At 62.4% G+C, this 17,228-nt stretch carries 14 protein-coding genes, 1 tRNA gene and 1 pseudogene; 8 read left to right on the top strand and 8 right to left on the bottom strand.

The features are described from left to right. Positions 1-48: 48 nt before the first annotated feature. Positions 49-837: a TatD family hydrolase gene (locus J9889_RS04290; RefSeq protein WP_161653085.1), complete on the bottom strand. Its 789-nt coding sequence runs from the start codon at positions 835-837 to the stop codon at positions 49-51. Between the two features lie 40 nt (positions 838-877). On the opposite strand from J9889_RS04290, the pseudogene tppF reads away from it, so the two are divergent. Continuing rightward, positions 878-1,482, top strand: a pseudogene (gene tppF / locus J9889_RS04295) (type IVa pilus pseudopilin TppF). Here the strand turns inward: tppF and J9889_RS04300 are convergent. The 4 genes from J9889_RS04300 to amt all read right to left on the bottom strand — a co-directional run bounded on the left by J9889_RS04300 (position 1,451) and on the right by amt (position 5,412). Further along, positions 1,451-1,621 carry a DUF5363 family protein gene (locus J9889_RS04300; RefSeq protein ID WP_167418745.1) on the bottom strand — a complete coding sequence of 57 codons (171 nt, stop codon included), beginning with the start codon at positions 1,619-1,621 and terminating at the stop codon, positions 1,451-1,453. The pseudogene tppF and the gene J9889_RS04300 overlap by 32 nt on opposite strands. Positions 1,622-1,702: 81 nt before the next feature. Next, positions 1,703-2,212 carry a GNAT family N-acetyltransferase gene (locus J9889_RS04305; RefSeq protein ID WP_210556020.1) on the bottom strand — a complete coding sequence of 170 codons (510 nt, stop codon included), beginning with the start codon at positions 2,210-2,212 and terminating at the stop codon, positions 1,703-1,705. Between the two features lie 188 nt (positions 2,213-2,400). Continuing rightward, the gene (gene rlmD / locus J9889_RS04310; protein WP_039039940.1) at positions 2,401-3,753 is read right to left on the bottom strand and encodes a 23S rRNA (uracil(1939)-C(5))-methyltransferase RlmD; all 1,353 of its coding nucleotides are present in this window, start codon (positions 3,751-3,753) and stop codon (positions 2,401-2,403) included. Between the two features lie 231 nt (positions 3,754-3,984). Then, positions 3,985-5,412, bottom strand: a complete 1,428-nt coding sequence (amt, locus tag J9889_RS04315; RefSeq protein ID WP_010673021.1) for an ammonium transporter — start codon at positions 5,410-5,412, stop codon at positions 3,985-3,987. 533 nt (positions 5,413-5,945) lie between these two features. Between amt and J9889_RS04320 the strand changes: the two genes are divergently transcribed. Beyond that, the gene (locus tag J9889_RS04320) at positions 5,946-6,314 is read left to right on the top strand and encodes a VOC family protein (RefSeq protein ID WP_210556017.1); all 369 of its coding nucleotides are present in this window, start codon (positions 5,946-5,948) and stop codon (positions 6,312-6,314) included. 241 nt (positions 6,315-6,555) lie between these two features. On the opposite strand, the gene J9889_RS04325 is transcribed toward J9889_RS04320, so the two are convergent. Beyond that, positions 6,556-6,640: transfer RNA gene (locus tag J9889_RS04325), tRNA-Leu, on the bottom strand. A 143-nt stretch (positions 6,641-6,783) separates the two neighbouring features. Between J9889_RS04325 and J9889_RS04330 the strand changes: the two genes are divergently transcribed. Further along, positions 6,784-7,296 (top strand): RDD family protein, encoded by a 513-nt coding sequence (locus J9889_RS04330; protein WP_161470421.1) that lies wholly within the window; start codon positions 6,784-6,786, stop codon positions 7,294-7,296. Positions 7,297-7,439: 143 nt separating this feature from the next. Here the strand turns inward: J9889_RS04330 and lptG are convergent, their stop codons facing one another. Both lptG and lptF read right to left on the bottom strand, forming a co-directional pair. Beyond that, positions 7,440-8,510 (bottom strand): LPS export ABC transporter permease LptG, encoded by a 1,071-nt coding sequence (gene lptG, locus J9889_RS04335; protein WP_041210919.1) that lies wholly within the window; start codon positions 8,508-8,510, stop codon positions 7,440-7,442. Positions 8,511-8,535: 25 nt separating this feature from the next. Then, positions 8,536-9,648, bottom strand: coding sequence for an LPS export ABC transporter permease LptF (lptF, locus tag J9889_RS04340; RefSeq protein ID WP_210556018.1), 1,113 nt, complete (start codon positions 9,646-9,648; stop codon positions 8,536-8,538). A gap of 172 nt (positions 9,649-9,820) precedes the next feature. Between lptF and pepA the strand changes: the two genes are divergently transcribed. The 5 genes from pepA (at position 9,821) to J9889_RS04365 (ending at position 17,059) form a co-directional block, all read left to right on the top strand. Beyond that, complete coding sequence (pepA, locus tag J9889_RS04345; protein ID WP_010672960.1) at positions 9,821-11,332, top strand: leucyl aminopeptidase; 1,512 nt, start codon at positions 9,821-9,823, stop codon at positions 11,330-11,332. 169 nt (positions 11,333-11,501) lie between these two features. Continuing rightward, on the top strand, positions 11,502-11,957 hold the full coding sequence (locus tag J9889_RS04350; protein WP_010672959.1) for a DNA polymerase III subunit chi: 456 nt from the start codon (positions 11,502-11,504) through the stop codon (positions 11,955-11,957). 65 nt (positions 11,958-12,022) lie between these two features. Beyond that, on the top strand, positions 12,023-14,875 hold the full coding sequence (locus J9889_RS04355; RefSeq protein WP_210556019.1) for a valine--tRNA ligase: 2,853 nt from the start codon (positions 12,023-12,025) through the stop codon (positions 14,873-14,875). Between the two features lie 207 nt (positions 14,876-15,082). Next, complete coding sequence (locus J9889_RS04360) at positions 15,083-16,375, top strand: hemolysin family protein (RefSeq protein WP_029313724.1); 1,293 nt, start codon at positions 15,083-15,085, stop codon at positions 16,373-16,375. Between the two features lie 18 nt (positions 16,376-16,393). After that, positions 16,394-17,059: a DedA family protein gene (locus tag J9889_RS04365; protein WP_039040923.1), complete on the top strand. Its 666-nt coding sequence runs from the start codon at positions 16,394-16,396 to the stop codon at positions 17,057-17,059. Positions 17,060-17,228: the final 169 nt, after the last annotated feature.

Below are 17,228 nucleotides of genomic sequence, written 5' to 3' on the forward strand. Positions count from 1 at the left end.
ACGATTTTTATGGGTCCTGTTTTTTATCACTCGGTCATCATTTGATAATCAAATGTTAATTTCATGATTTCCTGGGGGGAACAGCCGCCGGGTGGAGTCATGTAACACCGAAATAACATCCTCCAGCGGTTGCTGCCGCAATTGTGCCAACAAGCGGGCTATGGTCGGCAGGCTGGCCGGCGTGTTCACCTCTCCCTGCTGGCCTTGCAGCGGCATGTCGGGAGCGTCGGTTTCCAGCAGCAAGGCCTCCAGCGGCATCTGGCGTATCGCCTCCCGGGTCTTGTTGGCGCGCTCATAGCTGATGACCCCCCCGATCCCCAGCCTGAAACCCAGTTGCCAGAACACCTCCGCCTGATGCAGGGAGCCGCTGAAGGCGTGAATGACCCCCCCTTGTGGCGGAGTGAAGCGCCGCAGGATCTTGGCGACCGTGTCGTTGGCACGCACCGAGTGGACGATGAGGGGCAGCTCATGCGCCATGGCCAGCCGCACCTGCGCCTCGAACATCTCGACCTGCCCCTCCTGCGGCACATGGGAGCGCAGATCCAACCCGCACTCCCCCACGGCCACCAGCCCACGGGGCCGACTCGCCAGCAGGGTCTCCAACCGGGTCAGTGCATCCCGAGGCTGCTTGCCCACATACCAGGGATGGATCCCCAGGCCATAGCGGATGTCGTCGTGGCGCTCGGCCAGCGCCATCACCCGCCCCCAGTTTTCCTCTCCCACGGCGGGGATGATATACTCGCCCACCCCCAGCTGGCGCCACCGGGTCAGCAGCGCCTCCCTATCGGCGTCAAAGACCGGAAAATCGAGGTGGCAGTGGGTGTCTATCAATTCCATGTCGCGCTTACCTGTCTGTCGTACTCAATGGGTTCATTCCATGCCAACACACGTTTCCCGAGGCTTTACCCTGATAGAACTGGTGCTGGTCATCATCGTGCTGGGGATCCTGGCCGTGACCGCCCTGCCCCGCTTCATCAACATCCAGGACGACGGGCTCAAGAGCAGCGTCTCGTCCACGGCGGGCAGCTTTGCCAGTGCCGCCCGGCTCGCCCACGCCGGCTGGGCGGTCAAGGTGAAGGGGGAGCCCCTGGCACTCTACAACTTTAGCGGCATGGGCAGGCAGGATCTCGACATCAACAGCCATGGCTGGCCGGTGGGCACCAAGGAGGTCAGGGGCCCGATACCGTCTTCCCCGGTGGCGACAGCGATCAGATCTCCGTCAGCAGCCGGGACGACTGCGAGAGCCTGTTTGGCGCCCTGCTCGATACCGATCTGACGGTGGCCGATGAGTTGCACCAGGATTCAGACAGTGACTACATCTCCCGGCTCATCCCGGCAGACGCTCAGGCTGACGGCGCCCTTCGTCACGACAACTGCCGCTATACCCTGCGCAGCTCCGTGGGCCGCTTCCCGGCATACCCCGACGGGCTCTCGTTCGACTACAACAGCGTCACTGGCGCCGTGACTCGCCAGTTCCAGTGAGGTCGTCGCCCTTCTCCGGGCGCTTCTCGTCTTCATCATGTCGTACCGGCGCGCAGCAGCGCCGGTTCTCCGGTGTGAGTCCCCACTCCTGGCACCAGGCATCGTAGCGAGCCAGCCAACGCAGCAATATCCCCTTCATGGGCGCCTCCTTGTCTCGATGGTTTCCCCACAAGCCTGCCCCAATCCAACTCCCCAGACCAGCATCTCGGGGCCAGCGGCGTCATGGCCTGTCCAGCGGCAGCAGCAGCCCCATGGAAATCTCGTCCACATAGCCCTCGTCCAGCCGATAGGCCTGCCGTCTCACCCCTTCCTCCACAAACCCGCACTTGCGATACAAGGCGTGGGCCACCTCGTTGTGGGCCATCACTCCCAGCTCCAGCCGGTGGATACCGAGATCCCTCGCGGTCGCGATCAGGGTACGCAGCAACCGTTCCCCCCATCCCTGCCCGCGCGCCCCCGAACGCAGCCCCATCACCACCAGGGCGCAGTGGCGGTTGCGTGCCAGGCCGCCACCAAGGAGCGCGGCAAACCCTTGCACCTCCCCCGCCAGCTCCAGCAGCCACATGGCCTGATTGGGGGCCGCGACCATGGCCTCGAGCCGCCTGCGCTGCCCCGCTATGTCCGAGGGGCGCTCTCCCGCTTCATACAGCATGAAGCGGGTCTCCCTGTCCAGTTGCCCGAAGAAGCTGTCCAGCACCGCCGCATCCTCCACCCCTGCCATACGAATCATCACGCCGACCTCCCTGCCTGGTGGTTCTGCCGACCACGACCATAAAAAAAACGACTCCCTCAGGAGTCGTTTTTATCAGAGCCATCTGGCTAACGCCACGCCCTCGGCCCGATCAGGCTTTCGCTGGCAGGCTCAGGCAGGCGACCGCTTCCACCTGCATCGTGCGAGGGGAAGATCCCGAGCGACGATCAGGCCTTCGCTGGCAGGCTCAGGCGAGCAACGGCTTCCACGTGCATGGAGTGCGGGAACATGTCCACCGGCTGCACCTCGTCCAGCACGAAGCCCTGCTTGACCAGCCAGGCGAGATCCCGGGCCAGGGTCTGGGGGTTGCAGGAGACATAGACCAGACGGCGCGGCGCCATGGCCACCAGGGTCTGCAATACCGCCTTGTCACAGCCCTTGCGGGGCGGATCCATCACCACCACGTCGGCACTCACCCCGTCGGCATGCAGGGCAGGCATCAGCTGCTCCGCCTTGCCCACGTGGAACTCGGTCTGCTCGATGCCGTTGAGGGCCGCATTGCGACGGGCGTCGCTGATGGCGCTCTCCACCGACTCAATCCCCACCACCTTGGCGGCCTTGCCTGCCAGGAACAGGGAGATGGTGCCGATGCCGCAATAGATGTCGAACACCGTCTCGCTGCCGGTCAGCTCGCAATACTCCAGCGCCTTGGAGTAGAGCACGTCGGTCTGGCTCGGGTTGTTCTGGAAGAAGGAGAGGGGCGAGATCTCGAATTCGAGCTCGTGGATCTTGTCGCGGATCACCCCGCTGCCCAGCAGCACCCGGTTCTTGTCACCCAGGATGCGGTTGGTGCGCGCCTCGTTGATGTTCTGCACCAGAGTAGTGACCGGCAGATCCGCCAGGGCCGCCAGCAGCTCGGCTTCGAACGGCAGCGCTTCGCCCAGGGTCACCAGCACCACCATCAGCTCGCCGCTCTTGAAGCCCTTGCGGGTCATCAGGTTGCGCACGCAGCCGGTGTGGGCCACCTCGTCATAGGCCGCGATGTCGTGCTCGCGCATCCAGTTGCGTACCCGGGCATTGAGCTCCACGTGCAGGGAGTCCTGCACCGCGCAATCATCGGCGGTGATGAGGTCATGGGAGTGCTTGCGGTAGAAGCCGATCTCGGCGCCCGCCTCGCTGCCACGCACCGCGTACTGGGCCTTGTTGCGGTAGGCAAACGGCGTCTCCATGCCGAGGATGGGGTTGACCACGGCCTCACCCAGCCCGACCTGCTCCAGTGCGCTCTGCACCAGGCTCTGCTTGAGGGCAAGCTGGGCCGGATAGGCCAGCGGGCGCACCTGGCAGCCACCACATTCGGTGTTGGGGCAAAAATCGGCCACCCGATCGGCAGAGGGCTGGGTCAACTCGACCAGCTTGCCGTGCAGGTAGTTCGGTTTGACCTCGGTCAACTCGACCAGCGCCTGCTCACCGGGCAGCAGACCCTCGACAAACAGGGGGCGATCGAACAGGCGACCCTTGCCATCCCCCTTGTCGGTCAGTTCCAGAATATCGATCTGATGTTGGTGTCCCACTAACGGCATGAGCGGCTCCGAAGGCATGAAAGAGAGGGTGACGACGGGGCAGACCCGGCGACCCCGAATAAAGGGTGGCAGAGTTTAGCGGAGATCCGCCCAAAATGCAGGCATAAAAGACCCCGCAAACACAAATAGCGACCCCGGCCACCAGCGGCCCGGTCCGGGCAGCCTGGCCACCTCGCCCCAATAAAAAAACCGCCGGGCGGGGCCGGCGGTATGACATTCATGGCAGCAGGATCAATGGCTGTAGGCTTTCTCGCCGTGGCTGGTCACGTCCAGCCCTTCGCGCTCGGCATCTTCCTTCACCCGCAGACCGATCAGCAGGTCCACCAGCTTGTAGGCCACGGCCGAGACCAGGGCGGTCCAGACCACGGTCACCCCCACGCCGATGACCTGTACCTTGACCTGGGCCAGGATGGAGTACCCCTCGGCCACCTGGTTGGTCACATAGTCCCACACCCCGGTGCCGCCCAGATCCGGGCTGGCGAACACCCCGGTCAGCACGGCACCCAGGATCCCGCACACCCCGTGCAGGCCGAACACGTCCAGGCTGTCATCGGCCCCCAGCAGACGCTTGAGACCGTGCACGCCCCACAGACCAGCCACACCGCTGAGCAGGCCGATGATGAGGGCGCCCCCCACACCGACGAAACCGGCGGCAGGGGTGATGGCGACCAGACCCGCCACCGCACCGGAGACAGCGCCAAGCAGGGAGGGACGGCCCTTCATCGCCCACTCGGCGAAGGTCCAGGAGAGGGCGGCAGCGGCCGGTGCGATCCAGGTGTTGGCGAAGGCCAGGGCCGCCGTGCCGTTGGCTTCGAGGGAGGAGCCAGCGTTGAAGCCGAACCAGCCGAACCACAGCAGGGCGGCACCGATCATGGTCATGGTCAGGCTGTGGGGGGTCATGGGGTCACGGCCATAGCCAACCCGTTTGCCCACCATGAAGGCCCCTACCAGACCGGCCACCGCGGCGTTGATGTGCACCACGGTGCCGCCGGCGAAGTCCAGAGCGCCGTGCTGGAACAGATAGCCTGCGGTGGCACCGGCCGCTTCGGCGGCGGCCGCATCCGTGTAGGCATCCGGACCCGCCCAGTACCACACCATGTGCGCCATCGGGATATAGGCGAAGGTGAACCAGATCACCGCGAACAGCAGCACCGCCGAGAACTTCATCCGCTCGGCAAAGCCGCCGACGATGAGCCCGCAGGTGATGGCGGCAAAGGCGCCCTGGAACACCACGTAGATGAACTCGCTGATCCCGACCCCCTTGCTGAAGGTGGCGGCGATGGAATCCGGCGTCACCCCCATCAACAGCACCTTGTCGAAGGAGCCGTAGAAGGCGCCGCCCTCGGTGAAGGCCAGGGAGTAGCCGTAGACCACCCAGAGGACGGTGATGAGGCAGAACAGGGTGAACACCTGCATCAGCACGCTCAGCATATTCTTGGCGCGCACCAGGCCGCCGTAGAAGAGGGCGAGGCCCGGCACGGACATCAGGATCACCAGGGCCGCCGCCACCATCAGCCAGGTATTGTCCCCCTTGTTGATGGTCACGGTCGCGGCCGCCTGTACCACATCGGCCTGCGCGGCCACCTCTTCGGCCCAGCCCGGGGCGGCCATGGTGGCGGCCAGCGCCAGCAGGCCAGTCATTACGAGTCTCTTGAACATACAGCCCTCTCCTTGTCGTCCCGGCATCCGGGTCCATTTCCTGATATGCATTTCCAACCTGGCCACCTGCCCACCGCACCTGTGTGGCTCACGGAGACATCATGGCGACATAACATGGGGAAAGCATAAAGCAGGCCAAGAAAAATAATTCTTTTATTTCATGGAGTTATGTTTTTATCACATTCAACACGCACCATCTTGGCGCACGATGCCCGGTTACAGGGGGAAAATCGCACTTTGGCTGTGCATTGCCGGGAAAATGCACCAGGATGACCCAACCACCTCACAATGACGGGGCGAACCCGTGGTGATGTCACCCTGGCAGGCTTACCTATCCCGCTAAGGTATTTATGAAATAAATGAAATGGGCCATACCATGGTGAAATCAAATGAGGCTGACGGCCAATATCCCCCCATCCGAGGGGCACAAGCACTTTAAGAGTGCAAACGCGCGCCATTCGTCTGGCCTGCCCCGAAATGCCCGGTCATACTGGCAAGCCATCCTCCCCTGTTCCCAGCGCCGCGAGGAGCCCATGCCCAATCTCAACGTGACCGAAATCAAGGCCTTCGTGCCTGCCCGGGATTTCACACTGTCAAAGCAGTTCTATCAGGATCTCGGCTTTACCCTGGCCTCCGATGGCGACGGCGTGGCCTATTTTCATCTCGGCAACGCAAGCTTCCTGCTGCAGGATGGCAACCCCCCGGGGCTGGCCGAGCAGCTCATGATGCACCTCCTGGTGGAGGACGTGGCCGCCTGGCAGGAGCAGGTGACAACGAGCCAGCTTGCCCGCCGCTATGGCGTCAGGGTCACGGAGCTCGTCACCCAGCCGTGGCGCATGAAGGAGTTCTGTCTGTACGACCCCTCAGGCGTGCTGTGGCGCATCGCGCAGAACATCGACTGAGGGGATGGCAGTCCGAGAGGTTGATGGCCCGAGAGCCTGTGGGTCTGAAGGTCTGAGAGTCTGAGGGTCTGAGGGTCTGAGGGTCTGAGGGTCTGTGGGTCTGTGGGTCTGTGGGTCTGTGGGTCTATGGGTCTGTGGGTCTGTGGGTCTGTGGGTCTGTGGGTCTGTGGGTACACCTCTTCGCACCGCCCGGAAAAACAAAAGGCCATCCGCGAGGATGGCCTTTTGTCATGGAATCTGATGGTGCCCGGGGTCGGACTCGAACCGACACGTATTGCTACGGCGGATTTTGAATCCGCTGCGTCTACCGATTTCGCCACCCGGGCAGCTGCGAGGGATTATACGAATGGCGCTTGGCCATGCAAGGTGTTTTTCTTGCGCCCACCGTTGTTTGCTCATTTATTCAACGCCTTGCCGATGCCAGGCCAGTTACATAGAATGCCCGCATCATATTAATGGAATAATCATCATGGCCAAGCGCAAGACCCCCTCCCCTCTCCAGCCTGCTCCCCGGCATCCCTCCGCCGGTCTGCTGCGCCGCCTCGGCGCCCTGCTCTATGACTATCTGGTGGTGATTGCCCTGCTGATCATCGCCGGCTTCATCGGCATGGGGGTGGCCCACCTGCTGCTGGCCACCGGCATGGCGCACGTTCCCGAGGGCAAGGATGCCGCCTGGCTGCTCACCAGCCCCCTCTACAGCGCCTGGCTGGCCTTCGTCATCTGCGGTTTCTACACCTGGTTCTGGGTCCGCGCCGGCCAGACCATCGGCATGCGGGCCTGGCGCCTGCGCATCCAGAACCTGGACGGCAGCAACATTCGCGTCACCCAGGCCCTGATCCGGCTCGCCACCTCGGCCTTTGGCCTGGGTAACCTGCTGTGTGTGTTCAATCGCGCCCGCCCCCGCGCCTTCCAGGACATCTGGGCCGAGTGCGAGGTGGTGGTGCTCGGCAAGGCGGAAAACCTGGAGCAGCTCAATCGCTGATCCCAAGACGGCAACGAAAAGGGCACCCCGAGGTGCCCTTTTTGTTGACCAGAACTGACGGCTTGCAGCCCAGAACCTTGACGGAAACGGTGCATCGAGAGCAATGGCCGCCTGTTGTCAGCAGCCCGCCGCCCTTCAGGCCGCTACTGCTTGCGGCTCAGGATATAGAAGGAGATGCCGCCAAACAGCAGGCTGGGTGCGATGGCCGCGAGGATGGGCGGGACCGCATAGACCAGGCTGACCGGGCCGAACACCCTGTCGCTCACATAGACCGCGAAGCCGGTCATGATCCCCATCAGCATCCGCGCCCCCATGCTCACCGAGCGCAGCGGGCCGAAGATGAAGGAGGAGGCGAGCAGTATCATGGCCACCACGGAGAGCGGTGAGAGCAGCTTGCGCCACATCTCCAGCTTGTAGCGTCCGGCATCCTGCTTGTTGGCATCCAGATAACCGATGTAGTCCCGCAGCCCCGAGATGGGCAGGTTCTCGGGATCGATGCTGACCACCCCGAGCTGCTTGGGGGTCAGCTCGGATTGCCAGGCCATCTGGGCATGCTGTTCGTCCTGGATCCGGGTGGGATCGTCAAACCGGGTGATGTGCACCTGTTTCAGCAGCCAGTGGTGATCCTCGAACACCCCCTCCTTCGCCTGCACCACGTCGATCAGGTTGCGGGACGGAGTGAAGCGGTAGAGGGTGATGCCGGTCAGGGCGCCATCGTTGCGCACCCCGTTGATGTTGACGAAGTTGTTGCCATCCCGTGCCCAGACCCCGTAGGCCGAGACCGTGAGCCGCCCTTCCGACATGGCCCCCGCCTTGATGTCATCCGCCATCCGCTTGGCGGCCGGTGCGACGTACTCGCCCATCAGCCCCACCAGCAGCATCAGGGGAATGGCGGTCTTGAGCGCCGCCATGACGATGCTGATCTTGGAGCGTCCCGCCGCCTGCATCACCACCAGCTCGGAGCTGGTCGCGAGCTGGCCCAGACCGATGAGGCCACCGAGCAGGGCCGCCAGGGGGAAGAAGAGCACCGCCTCCTTGGGCATGGAGAGCAGCACGTAGTAGAGGGCGTTGAGCATGTCGTAGTTGCCTTCCCCGACCGCCTTCAACTGCTCCACGTACTTGATGAGCGCGGCGAGCCCGACCAGGGTCAGCTCGCACAGCAGGATCGACATGAAGATGACCCTGCCTATGTATCTATCGAGAATGCCGAACATCAGCAGAGACTCCCAGGTTGCAGCATCATGCTGACTTTCTCTTGAACAATTGCCCTTTGACCCCGTTCCACCAGCTGGTGCCATGCAGGTTGAGAGGCAACCCTATCAGCAGCAGATAGATCAGGGGCACCAGGAACATCCCGGGCCAGTGGGGCAGACGCCCGCTGTCGATGGCCGACCGGGCGGCACTGAGCAGCAGGAAATAGGAGAGATAGAGCAGGATGGCCGGCAGCAGCTTGGCGTAACGCCCCTGACGGGGATTGACCCGCGCCATCGGCACCACCAGGAAGGTGAGCACCAGGATGGAGAGGGGCAGCGACAGGCGCCACTGCAATTCGGCCATCAGCTGATTGTCCTGGGTGCCGAGCAATGCCAGGGTCGGCTTGGCCGCCGCCTTGCGGTTGGATCGCTCCATCTCCTGCTGGCGGATCACCAAGCTGTATTCACGGAACTCCGAGACCTGGAACTGCTTGCCGGTGAAATGCCCCTCGTAGCGCGAGCCATCCTTCAGGGTCAGCCACTGCAAGCCATTGCTGTCGGCGGTCACCTGCCCCTCGTTGGCCACCACCACTGACGGGGGTGAGCCACCCTCGGCCCGTTGCAGCACGAAGATTTTCTGCAACTCCGACCCCTTGTCGTTCAGATCCTGGATGTAGGCCACCAGGCGCCCCTTGTCGAGCTCCATGAAGCGGCCGGCCTGCAGGAAAGAGATACCGGGATCGGCCTTGAACTCGTCGATCACCTGGTACTCCCGCTCCTTGGCCTGGGGGGCGATCCAGCCGGTGTTGAACGCCGCGACGGCGGCGGTCAGCAAGGCCAGCACCAGGGCGCTGCCCATGATGAAACGGTGACTGAAACCCACCGCGTGCATCACCGTCATCTCGCTTTCCGCGTACAAACGGCCGTGAGCAAACAGAATGGCTAAAAACAGACTGATAGGCAGCATCAACAACGCCATATTCGGCAGGTTGAGCAGCAGGAGGGTGGATACCAGGCGCGTCGGCACCTCACCATCGGCGGCATCGCCAATGATCTGGATAAATTGCTGGCTGACGAAGATAAGCAGCAGCACGAACAGCACCGCCAGCTGGGTTTTCAGGGTCTCCCTGAACAAATATCGGAAAACGATCACAGTCATTCCCAAGTAAACTTGTGTTTTTAGTCGAATGCCTGAAAAATAGGGCCCTATATTGGATTTTTACCAGTTTGAACTGCGGAGCCTGTGACTGTTCGCTCCGCCTCTGATACCCCAACAAGCACCGCATTATTCAATAAATGGTGCCTTTTGTCTTTAGGATGTAGGAGATTCCATGGAGTTCAGTGTAAAGAGTGGCAGTCCTGAGAAGCAACGCAGTGCCTGCGTCGTGGTCGGCGTTTTTGAGCCCCGCCGCCTCTCTCCGGTTGCCGAACAGCTGGACAAGATCAGCGACGGCTACCTCAGCTCGCTGCTGCGCCGTGGCGACCTGGAAGGGAAACCGGGCCAGATGCTGCTGCTGCATCAAGTACCGGGCGTGCTCAGCGAGCGCGTACTGCTGGTCGGGTGCGGCAAGGAGCGCGAACTCGACGAGCGCCAGTACAAGCAGATCATCAACAAGACCATCACCACCCTGAACGAAACCGGCTCCATGGAAGCGGTCTGCTTCCTGACCGAGCTGCACGTCAAGGGTCGGGATACCTACTGGAAGGTGCGTCAGGCGGTGGAAACCACCAAGGCAGGCCTCTACAGCTTCGATCAGTTCAAGACCAACAAGGCCGAACCGCGCCGTCCGTTGCGCAAGCTGGTCTTCAACGTGCCGACGCGTCGGGAACTGACCATAGGCGAGCGCGCCATCAACCACGGCCTGGCCGTGGCGAAAGGGGTGCGCATCTGCCGCGACGTGGCGAACATGCCGCCCAACGTCTGCAATCCCGCCTACCTCGCCTCCCAGGCCCGCCGTCTGGCGGATGCCTATGACAACATCACCACCAGGGTGGTGGGGGAGCAGGAGATGGCCGAGCTCGGCATGAACTCCTACCTCGCAGTGGCCCGCGGCTCCGAGAACGAAGCCATGATGGCCATCATCGAGTACAAGGGCAACGCCGACGCCAAGCCCATCGTGCTGGTGGGCAAGGGGCTGACCTTCGACTCCGGCGGCATCTCCATCAAGCCGGCAGACGGCATGGACGAGATGAAGTACGACATGGGTGGCGCCGCCTCCGTGCTCGGCACCATGCACGCCCTGGCCCAGTTGCAGCTGCCCATCAACGTCATCGGTGTGCTGGCGGGCTGCGAGAACATGCCGGGGGGCAACGCCTACCGCCCCGGTGACATCCTCACTACCATGTCCGGCCAGACCGTCGAGGTGCTCAACACCGACGCCGAAGGCCGCCTGGTGCTGTGCGATGCCCTCACCTATGTGGACCGCTACGATCCCGAGACCGTGATCGACGTGGCGACCCTGACCGGTGCCTGCATCATCGCCCTTGGCCACCATACCTCTGGCCTCTTGGCGAACCACAACCCCCTGGCCCACGAGCTGCTCAACGCCTCCGAACAGGCCGGCGATCGCGCCTGGCGTCTGCCCCTGTTCGACGAGTATCAGGAGCAGCTGGAAAGCCCGTTCGCGGACATGGCCAACATCGGTGGCCGTCCGGCCGGTACCATCACCGCCGCCGCCTTCCTGTCGCGCTTCACCAAGAAGTACAACTGGGCCCACCTGGATATCGCAGGGACCGCCTGGAAGAGCGGCAAGGAAAAGGGCTCCACCGGCCGTCCTGTGCCCCTGCTGACCCAGTTCCTGCTCAACCGGGCCGGCGTGGCGGACGTCGAAGACAAGGAGTGATCCCCTTCCCCATCGACTCGAAGAGCGATGCGAGAAGGCGTTACCCTGTATCACAAGGAAGAGGCCTGCCTCTTCCTTGTTTCATTGAGAGAATCCGGGAAGTCCGTGCCAGACGCGGCTCCCGAAGACGGCCAATCGCTGTCCGTCACAGCCAAACGGGACCGACCTGATGAGCCAAGTGACCTTTTACCTGATGAGCCAGCCCGATGATGCAGATGCCTCCGCCGTCGAGCGCCTCGCCTGCCAGCTTGCGGCCGATGGCTGGAGCGCAGGCCACCTCTATCTGCTGTGCGAGGACGAGGCCCAGGCCCTGCGTCTGGACGAGTTGTTGTGGCAGTTGCCGCCCGATCGCTTCGTGCCGCACCAGTTGCAGGGGGAGAGCGGTCAGGCACCGGTGGAGATAGGCCATCAGCCGCCACGGCGGCGCTATGCCTGCCTCATCAACCTGGCCCGGCAGACACCTTTGTTTGCAGGACACTTCGCTCAAGTGGTAGATTTTGTCCCCACTGACGAAACGCAAAAGCAGCAAGCCCGCGAGCGCTACAAGCACTATCGCCAGGCGGGCCATACCCTCGAGATGAGGGATCAGCCCGTCCTTGCCGCACCGGATCCGGCGCAGCCCTGACTGTGCCACCCTCGATCCACGACGAATCAACACCAGACTCCATCCATCCAGAATACGGCGAGACCATGGAAAAGACTTTTAATCACAACGCCATCGAACAGGCGCTCTACCAGCACTGGGAAGCCCAGGGTTACTTCAAGCCCCACGGCGACACCAGCAAAGACTCCTTCTGCATCATGATCCCGCCGCCGAACGTCACCGGCAGCCTGCACATGGGTCACGCCTTCCAGCAGACCCTGATGGATACCCTGATCCGCTACAACCGCATGCAGGGCAAGAACACCCTGTGGCAGGCGGGTACCGACCACGCCGGTATCGCCACCCAGATGGTGGTTGAGCGCAAGATCGCCGCAGAAGAGGGCAAGACTCGCCACGATTACGGCCGCGAAGCCTTCATCGACAAGATCTGGCAGTGGAAGGAAGAGTCCGGTGGCACCATCACCCGTCAGATGCGCCGTCTGGGTGACTCCGTGGATTGGGAGCGCGAGCGCTTCACCATGGATGAGGGTCTCTCCGCCGCCGTCCAGGAAGTGTTCGTGCGCCTGTACGAAGACGGCCTGATGTACCGCGGCAAGCGTCTGGTGAACTGGGATCCCAAGCTCAACACCGCCATCTCCGACCTGGAAGTGGAAAACCGCGAGATCAAGGGCCACATGTGGCACCTTCGCTACCCGCTGGCCAACGGCGCCAAGACCGCCGAAGGCCAGGATCACCTGATCGTCGCCACCACCCGTCCGGAAACCATGCTGGGTGATACCGCCGTGGCCGTGAACCCGGAAGACCCCCGCTACAAGGCGCTGATCGGCCAGCACATCCTGCTGCCGCTGGTGAACCGTCTGATACCCATCGTTGCCGACGAACACGCCGACATGGAAAAGGGCACCGGCTGCGTGAAAATCACCCCGGCCCACGACTTCAACGACAACGAAGTGGGCAAGCGCCACAACCTGCCGATGATCAACATCTTCACCCTGGACGCCCACGTGCGTGCCGAGGCCGAAGTGGTCGATACCAATGGCAACCCGAGCACCGCCTATGACGCCGCCCTGCCGACCGAGTTCGCCGGGATGGAGCGCTTCGCCGCCCGCAAGGCCATCGTCGCCAAGCTGGACGAGCTGGGCCTCCTGGCCGAGATCAAGGATCATGTGCTGCAACAGCCTTACGGCGATCGCGGCGGCGTGCCCATCGAGCCCATGCTGACCGACCAGTGGTACGTCCGCGTGGCCCCCATGGCCAAGACCGCCATCGAGGCGGTGGAAGATGGCCGCATCCAGTTCGTGCCGAAGCAGTACGAAAACATGTACTTCTCCTGGATGCGCGACATTCAGGACTGGTGCGTCTCCCGTCAGCTGTGGTGGGGTCACCGCATCCCGGCCTGGTATGACGATGCCGGCAACGTCTACGTGGGCCGCAACGAAGAGGAAGTGCGCGCCAAGCACAGCATCCCGTCCGTGACCGTGCTGCGTCAGGACGAAGACGTGCTCGACACCTGGTTCAGCTCCGCTCTGTGGACCTTCTCCACCCTGGGCTGGCCGAACAACACCGAGGCGCTCAAGACCTTCCACCCGACCGACGTGCTGATGAGCGGCTTCGACATCATCTTCTTCTGGATTGCCCGGATGATCATGATGACCATGCACTTCATCAAGGACGAAAACGGCCAGCCGCAAGTCCCGTTCAAGACCGTCTACATCACTGGCCTCATCCGTGACGAAGAAGGCCAGAAGATGTCCAAGTCCAAGGGCAACGTGCTGGATCCGCTCGACATGATCGACGGCATCTCGCTGGAAGATCTGCTGGAGAAGCGCACCGGCAACATGATGCAGCCGCAGATGGCCGAGAAGATCGGCAAGCGCACCGCCAAGCAGTTCCCGGAAGGGATCGAGGCCCACGGCACCGACGCCCTGCGCTTCACCCTGGCGGCGCTGGCCTCTACCGGTCGTGACATCAACTGGGACATGAAGCGCCTGGATGGCTACAACAACTTCTGCAACAAGCTGTGGAACGCCTCCCGCTATGTGCTGATGAACACCGAAGATCAGGATTGCGGCTTTGCCGGTGGCGAGATGCAGTTCAGCCTGGCGGATCGCTGGATCCAGTCCCAGCTGCAAGTGGCCATCCGAGACTTCCGCACCGCCCTCGATACCTACCGCTTCGACATCGCTGCAGGCGTCTTGTACGAATTTATCTGGAACCAGTTCTGTGACTGGTATCTGGAGCTGACCAAGCCGGTACTGACCAAGGGCTCCGAGGCCGAGCAGCGCGCTGCCCGCCACACCCTCGTCAGTGTCCTCGAGACCCTGCTGCGCCTGGCACACCCGATCATCCCGTTCATCACCGAAACCATCTGGAAATCGGTCGCCCCGCTGGCCGGCGTACACGCCGACACCATCATGATTCAGGCTTTCCCGGAATTCGACGCAGCCAAGCTGGACGACGCCGCGATGGCGGATCAGGAGTGGGTGAAGGAGTTCATCGTCAGCATCCGCAACATCCGCGCCGAGATGAACGTGGCCCCGAGCGTGCCCCTCAACGTGCTGCTCCAGTGCGATGCCAAGGATGCCCAGCGCGCCGCTGACAACGAGGCCTTCCTCAAGTCGCTGGCCCGTCTGGAATCCATCCGCGTACTGGCGGCCGGTGAAACCGCCCCGCTGTCGGTCAAGAAATTGATCGGTGCCACCGAGCTGATGATCCCGATGGCCGGTCTCATCGACAAGGAAGCCGAGCTGGCCCGTCTGGCCAAAGAGGTGGCCCGTCTGGTGGGCGAGTGCGGCCGCATCGAAGGCAAGCTCGGCAACGAAGCCTTCGTCGCCAAGGCGCCGGAAGCGGTCATCATCAAGGAGCGCGAGAAGCTGGAAGATTACCGTCTCCAGCTGACCAAGCTGGAAGCCCAGCAGGCCGAGATCGCCGCGCTCTAAGCCACAGCGCAACATGACAAGCCCCCGTTTATCGGGGGCTTTTTCATGTCAGGGGTTCAGTTCTCCCTCTCCTGCCCCGCAGTTTTATCCCTCCCGCCGGGACGATATTCAAAAATTCACGAGCCAAATCACCTCCTTTCACAAGCACAGAGCCCGCAAATTCATTACACTGCCAGCGGTCTTTTCTATCGGGAGTGCTGCTGCAGTATGGAAATATTGATCCTGTTTGGATTGATTTTGCTCAATGGCGTCTTCGCCATGTCGGAAATCGCCATCGTGACGGCACGCAAGGCACGCCTCGCCAAAATGGCGAGCGAAGGGAGCCGCTCCGCCGCCATCGCCCTCAAGCTCGGGGAAGATCCGACCCATTTCCTCTCCGCCGTGCAGATCGGCATCACCAGCATCGGTCTGCTCAACGGTATCTATGGCGAGTCCCTGCTGGCCCAGCCCTTCGCCCTCTGGCTGCAGGAGTGGGGGCTCTCCCCCAAGAGCAGCAGCCTGCTCGCCACCGTCATCGTAGTCGTGCTGGTCACCTATCTCTCCATCGTGGTAGGGGAGCTCGTGCCCAAACGCCTCGGACAGCTCAGCGCCGAGCGCATCGCCTGTCTGGTAGCCCGCCCCATGCTCTGGCTGGCGACCCTGACCCGTCCCTTCGTCTGGTTGCTCTCCGCCTCCACCAACGCCAGCCTGCGGCTGCTGCGGGTCGATCAGCGCAGCAGCAACAACGTCACTCAGGAGGAGATCCACGCCATGCTGGTGGAGGGCTCCGAAGCGGGGGTGATCGAGGACCATGAGCACACTATGTTGCGCAACGTGTTCCGCCTCGACGAACGCAGCCTGGCCTCCCTGATGGTGCCGCGCAGCGACATCCGCTATCTGGACCTGTCACTGCCGCTGGAAGTGAACCTCCAACGTCTGGTGGAGTATCGCCACAGCTTCTTCCCTGTCTGTGACGGCAGCCTGTCGGATCTCGTCGGCATCCTCAACGTCAGCAAGGTGCTGCACGCCTACATCAAGGGAGAACCCATCGATCTGGCGGCGCTGACCCAGGACGGCAGCCTGCTGCCGGAGACCCTCAACGGCCTGGAGCTGCTCAACCACTTCCGTACCCACTCCGAGCACATGGTGCTGGTGGTGGACGAATATGGCGAGCTGCAGGGGCTGGTCACCCAGCAGGATCTGCTGGAAACCCTGGCCGGCGACTTCCAGCAGGAAGATGGGGAGGACAACTGGGCCTTCCAGCGCGCCGACGGCAGCTGGCTGCTCGACGGCCTCATTCCACTGCCAGAATTGAAGGACTGTCTGGAGCTGGTTCGTCTGCCGGAAGAAGAAAAACATCACTATCACACCCTTGGAGGGCTTATCATGCTGCTCCTTGGCCGCCTTCCCCAGACCGGAGACCTGGTCACCCTGGAACAGTGGCAACTGGAAATCGTGGATATGGACGGCCTGCGCATCGACAAGGTACTTGCCATGCCCTTGACCGACCAACCCAGCTAACCTGCGGAGTTTGCATGTATGGAGCAGTTTTACCACCTGGCTCACGCCTTTATGCATCAGGATCTGGCGACACTCTCTGATCCCAAGATGGTCTTCATGGTCTATGTCGTCCTGCTGACCTTCCTAGTGCTCGAGAATGGCTTTATCCCCACCGCCTTCCTGCCAGGGGATACCCTGCTGATCCTGACCGGCGTGCTGATCTATCAGGGGGTGTTGCCGATGGCAGTGGTCCCGCTGCTGATCATGGCGACCTTCGTCGGTACCTGGCTTGGCTACATGCAGGGGCGTTTCCTCGGCCACACCCGGATGTATCACAGGCTGATGTCCCATCTCGATGACAAGCACAAGGAGAAGGTGCACTACCTGCTCAACAAGTACGGCATCATCACCCTGATCACCGCCCGCTACATCGCCTTCGTGCGTACCGCCTACCCCTATATCGTCGGCGCCAACGAGATCCCCCAGGGGCGCTTCCTGGTGGTCAACCTGATCAGCTCCATCATGTGGATCTGCCCCCTGGTCGGGCTGGGTTACTACCTGAGCCACACCAAGCTGGCCGCGCAGTATGAGTCCCAATTTCTCAGCGTCATTATCTACCTGCCGGTCGTACTGCTGGTGGGCGGCCTCATCGCTCTGGTCTGGCGCTGGTGGAGCAGACGCAAGCCCGGCGTCTCCAGAGAGTGAGACAAACCACAGGGTCGCCCACAGGCGCAATGCTGTTCACTTAAGCGGAGCCGCATTGCGATTTACCGGAAAACGGGTCTTTGATATCTTCACCGCCCTGGGTCTCGATGGCCTGGGGCGTTTTTCTATGAACATGACGCCTATGCAGCCCCGTAACTCCGCCAACCTC

Source organism: Aeromonas sp. PrichA-15, from assembly GCF_017939245.1.
Classification (GTDB): Bacteria; Pseudomonadota; Gammaproteobacteria; order Enterobacterales; family Aeromonadaceae; genus Aeromonas; species Aeromonas caviae.

What these genes read in the sequence shown, in the direction of transcription:
- J9889_RS04330 (WP_161470421.1), top strand. Translation starts at nt 6,784, where the DNA reads ATGGCCAAGCGCAAGACCCCCTCCCCTCTCCAGCCTGCTCCCCGGCAT.
- J9889_RS04355 (WP_210556019.1), top strand. Translation starts at nt 12,023, where the DNA reads ATGGAAAAGACTTTTAATCACAACGCCATCGAACAGGCGCTCTACCAG.
- J9889_RS04360 (WP_029313724.1), top strand. Translation starts at nt 15,083, where the DNA reads ATGGAAATATTGATCCTGTTTGGATTGATTTTGCTCAATGGCGTCTTC.
- amt (WP_010673021.1), bottom strand. Translation starts at nt 5,412, where the DNA reads ATGTTCAAGAGACTCGTAATGACTGGCCTGCTGGCGCTGGCCGCCACC.
- lptG (WP_041210919.1), bottom strand. Translation starts at nt 8,510, where the DNA reads ATGTTCGGCATTCTCGATAGATACATAGGCAGGGTCATCTTCATGTCG.
- J9889_RS04305 (WP_210556020.1), bottom strand. Translation starts at nt 2,212, where the DNA reads ATGATTCGTATGGCAGGGGTGGAGGATGCGGCGGTGCTGGACAGCTTC.
- lptF (WP_210556018.1), bottom strand. Translation starts at nt 9,648, where the DNA reads ATGACTGTGATCGTTTTCCGATATTTGTTCAGGGAGACCCTGAAAACC.
- J9889_RS04290 (WP_161653085.1), bottom strand. Translation starts at nt 837, where the DNA reads ATGGAATTGATAGACACCCACTGCCACCTCGATTTTCCGGTCTTTGAC.
- J9889_RS04320 (WP_210556017.1), top strand. Translation starts at nt 5,946, where the DNA reads ATGCCCAATCTCAACGTGACCGAAATCAAGGCCTTCGTGCCTGCCCGG.
- rlmD (WP_039039940.1), bottom strand. Translation starts at nt 3,753, where the DNA reads ATGCCGTTAGTGGGACACCAACATCAGATCGATATTCTGGAACTGACC.
- J9889_RS04300 (WP_167418745.1), bottom strand. Translation starts at nt 1,621, where the DNA reads ATGAAGGGGATATTGCTGCGTTGGCTGGCTCGCTACGATGCCTGGTGC.
- pepA (WP_010672960.1), top strand. Translation starts at nt 9,821, where the DNA reads ATGGAGTTCAGTGTAAAGAGTGGCAGTCCTGAGAAGCAACGCAGTGCC.
- J9889_RS04365 (WP_039040923.1), top strand. Translation starts at nt 16,394, where the DNA reads ATGGAGCAGTTTTACCACCTGGCTCACGCCTTTATGCATCAGGATCTG.
- J9889_RS04350 (WP_010672959.1), top strand. Translation starts at nt 11,502, where the DNA reads ATGAGCCAAGTGACCTTTTACCTGATGAGCCAGCCCGATGATGCAGAT.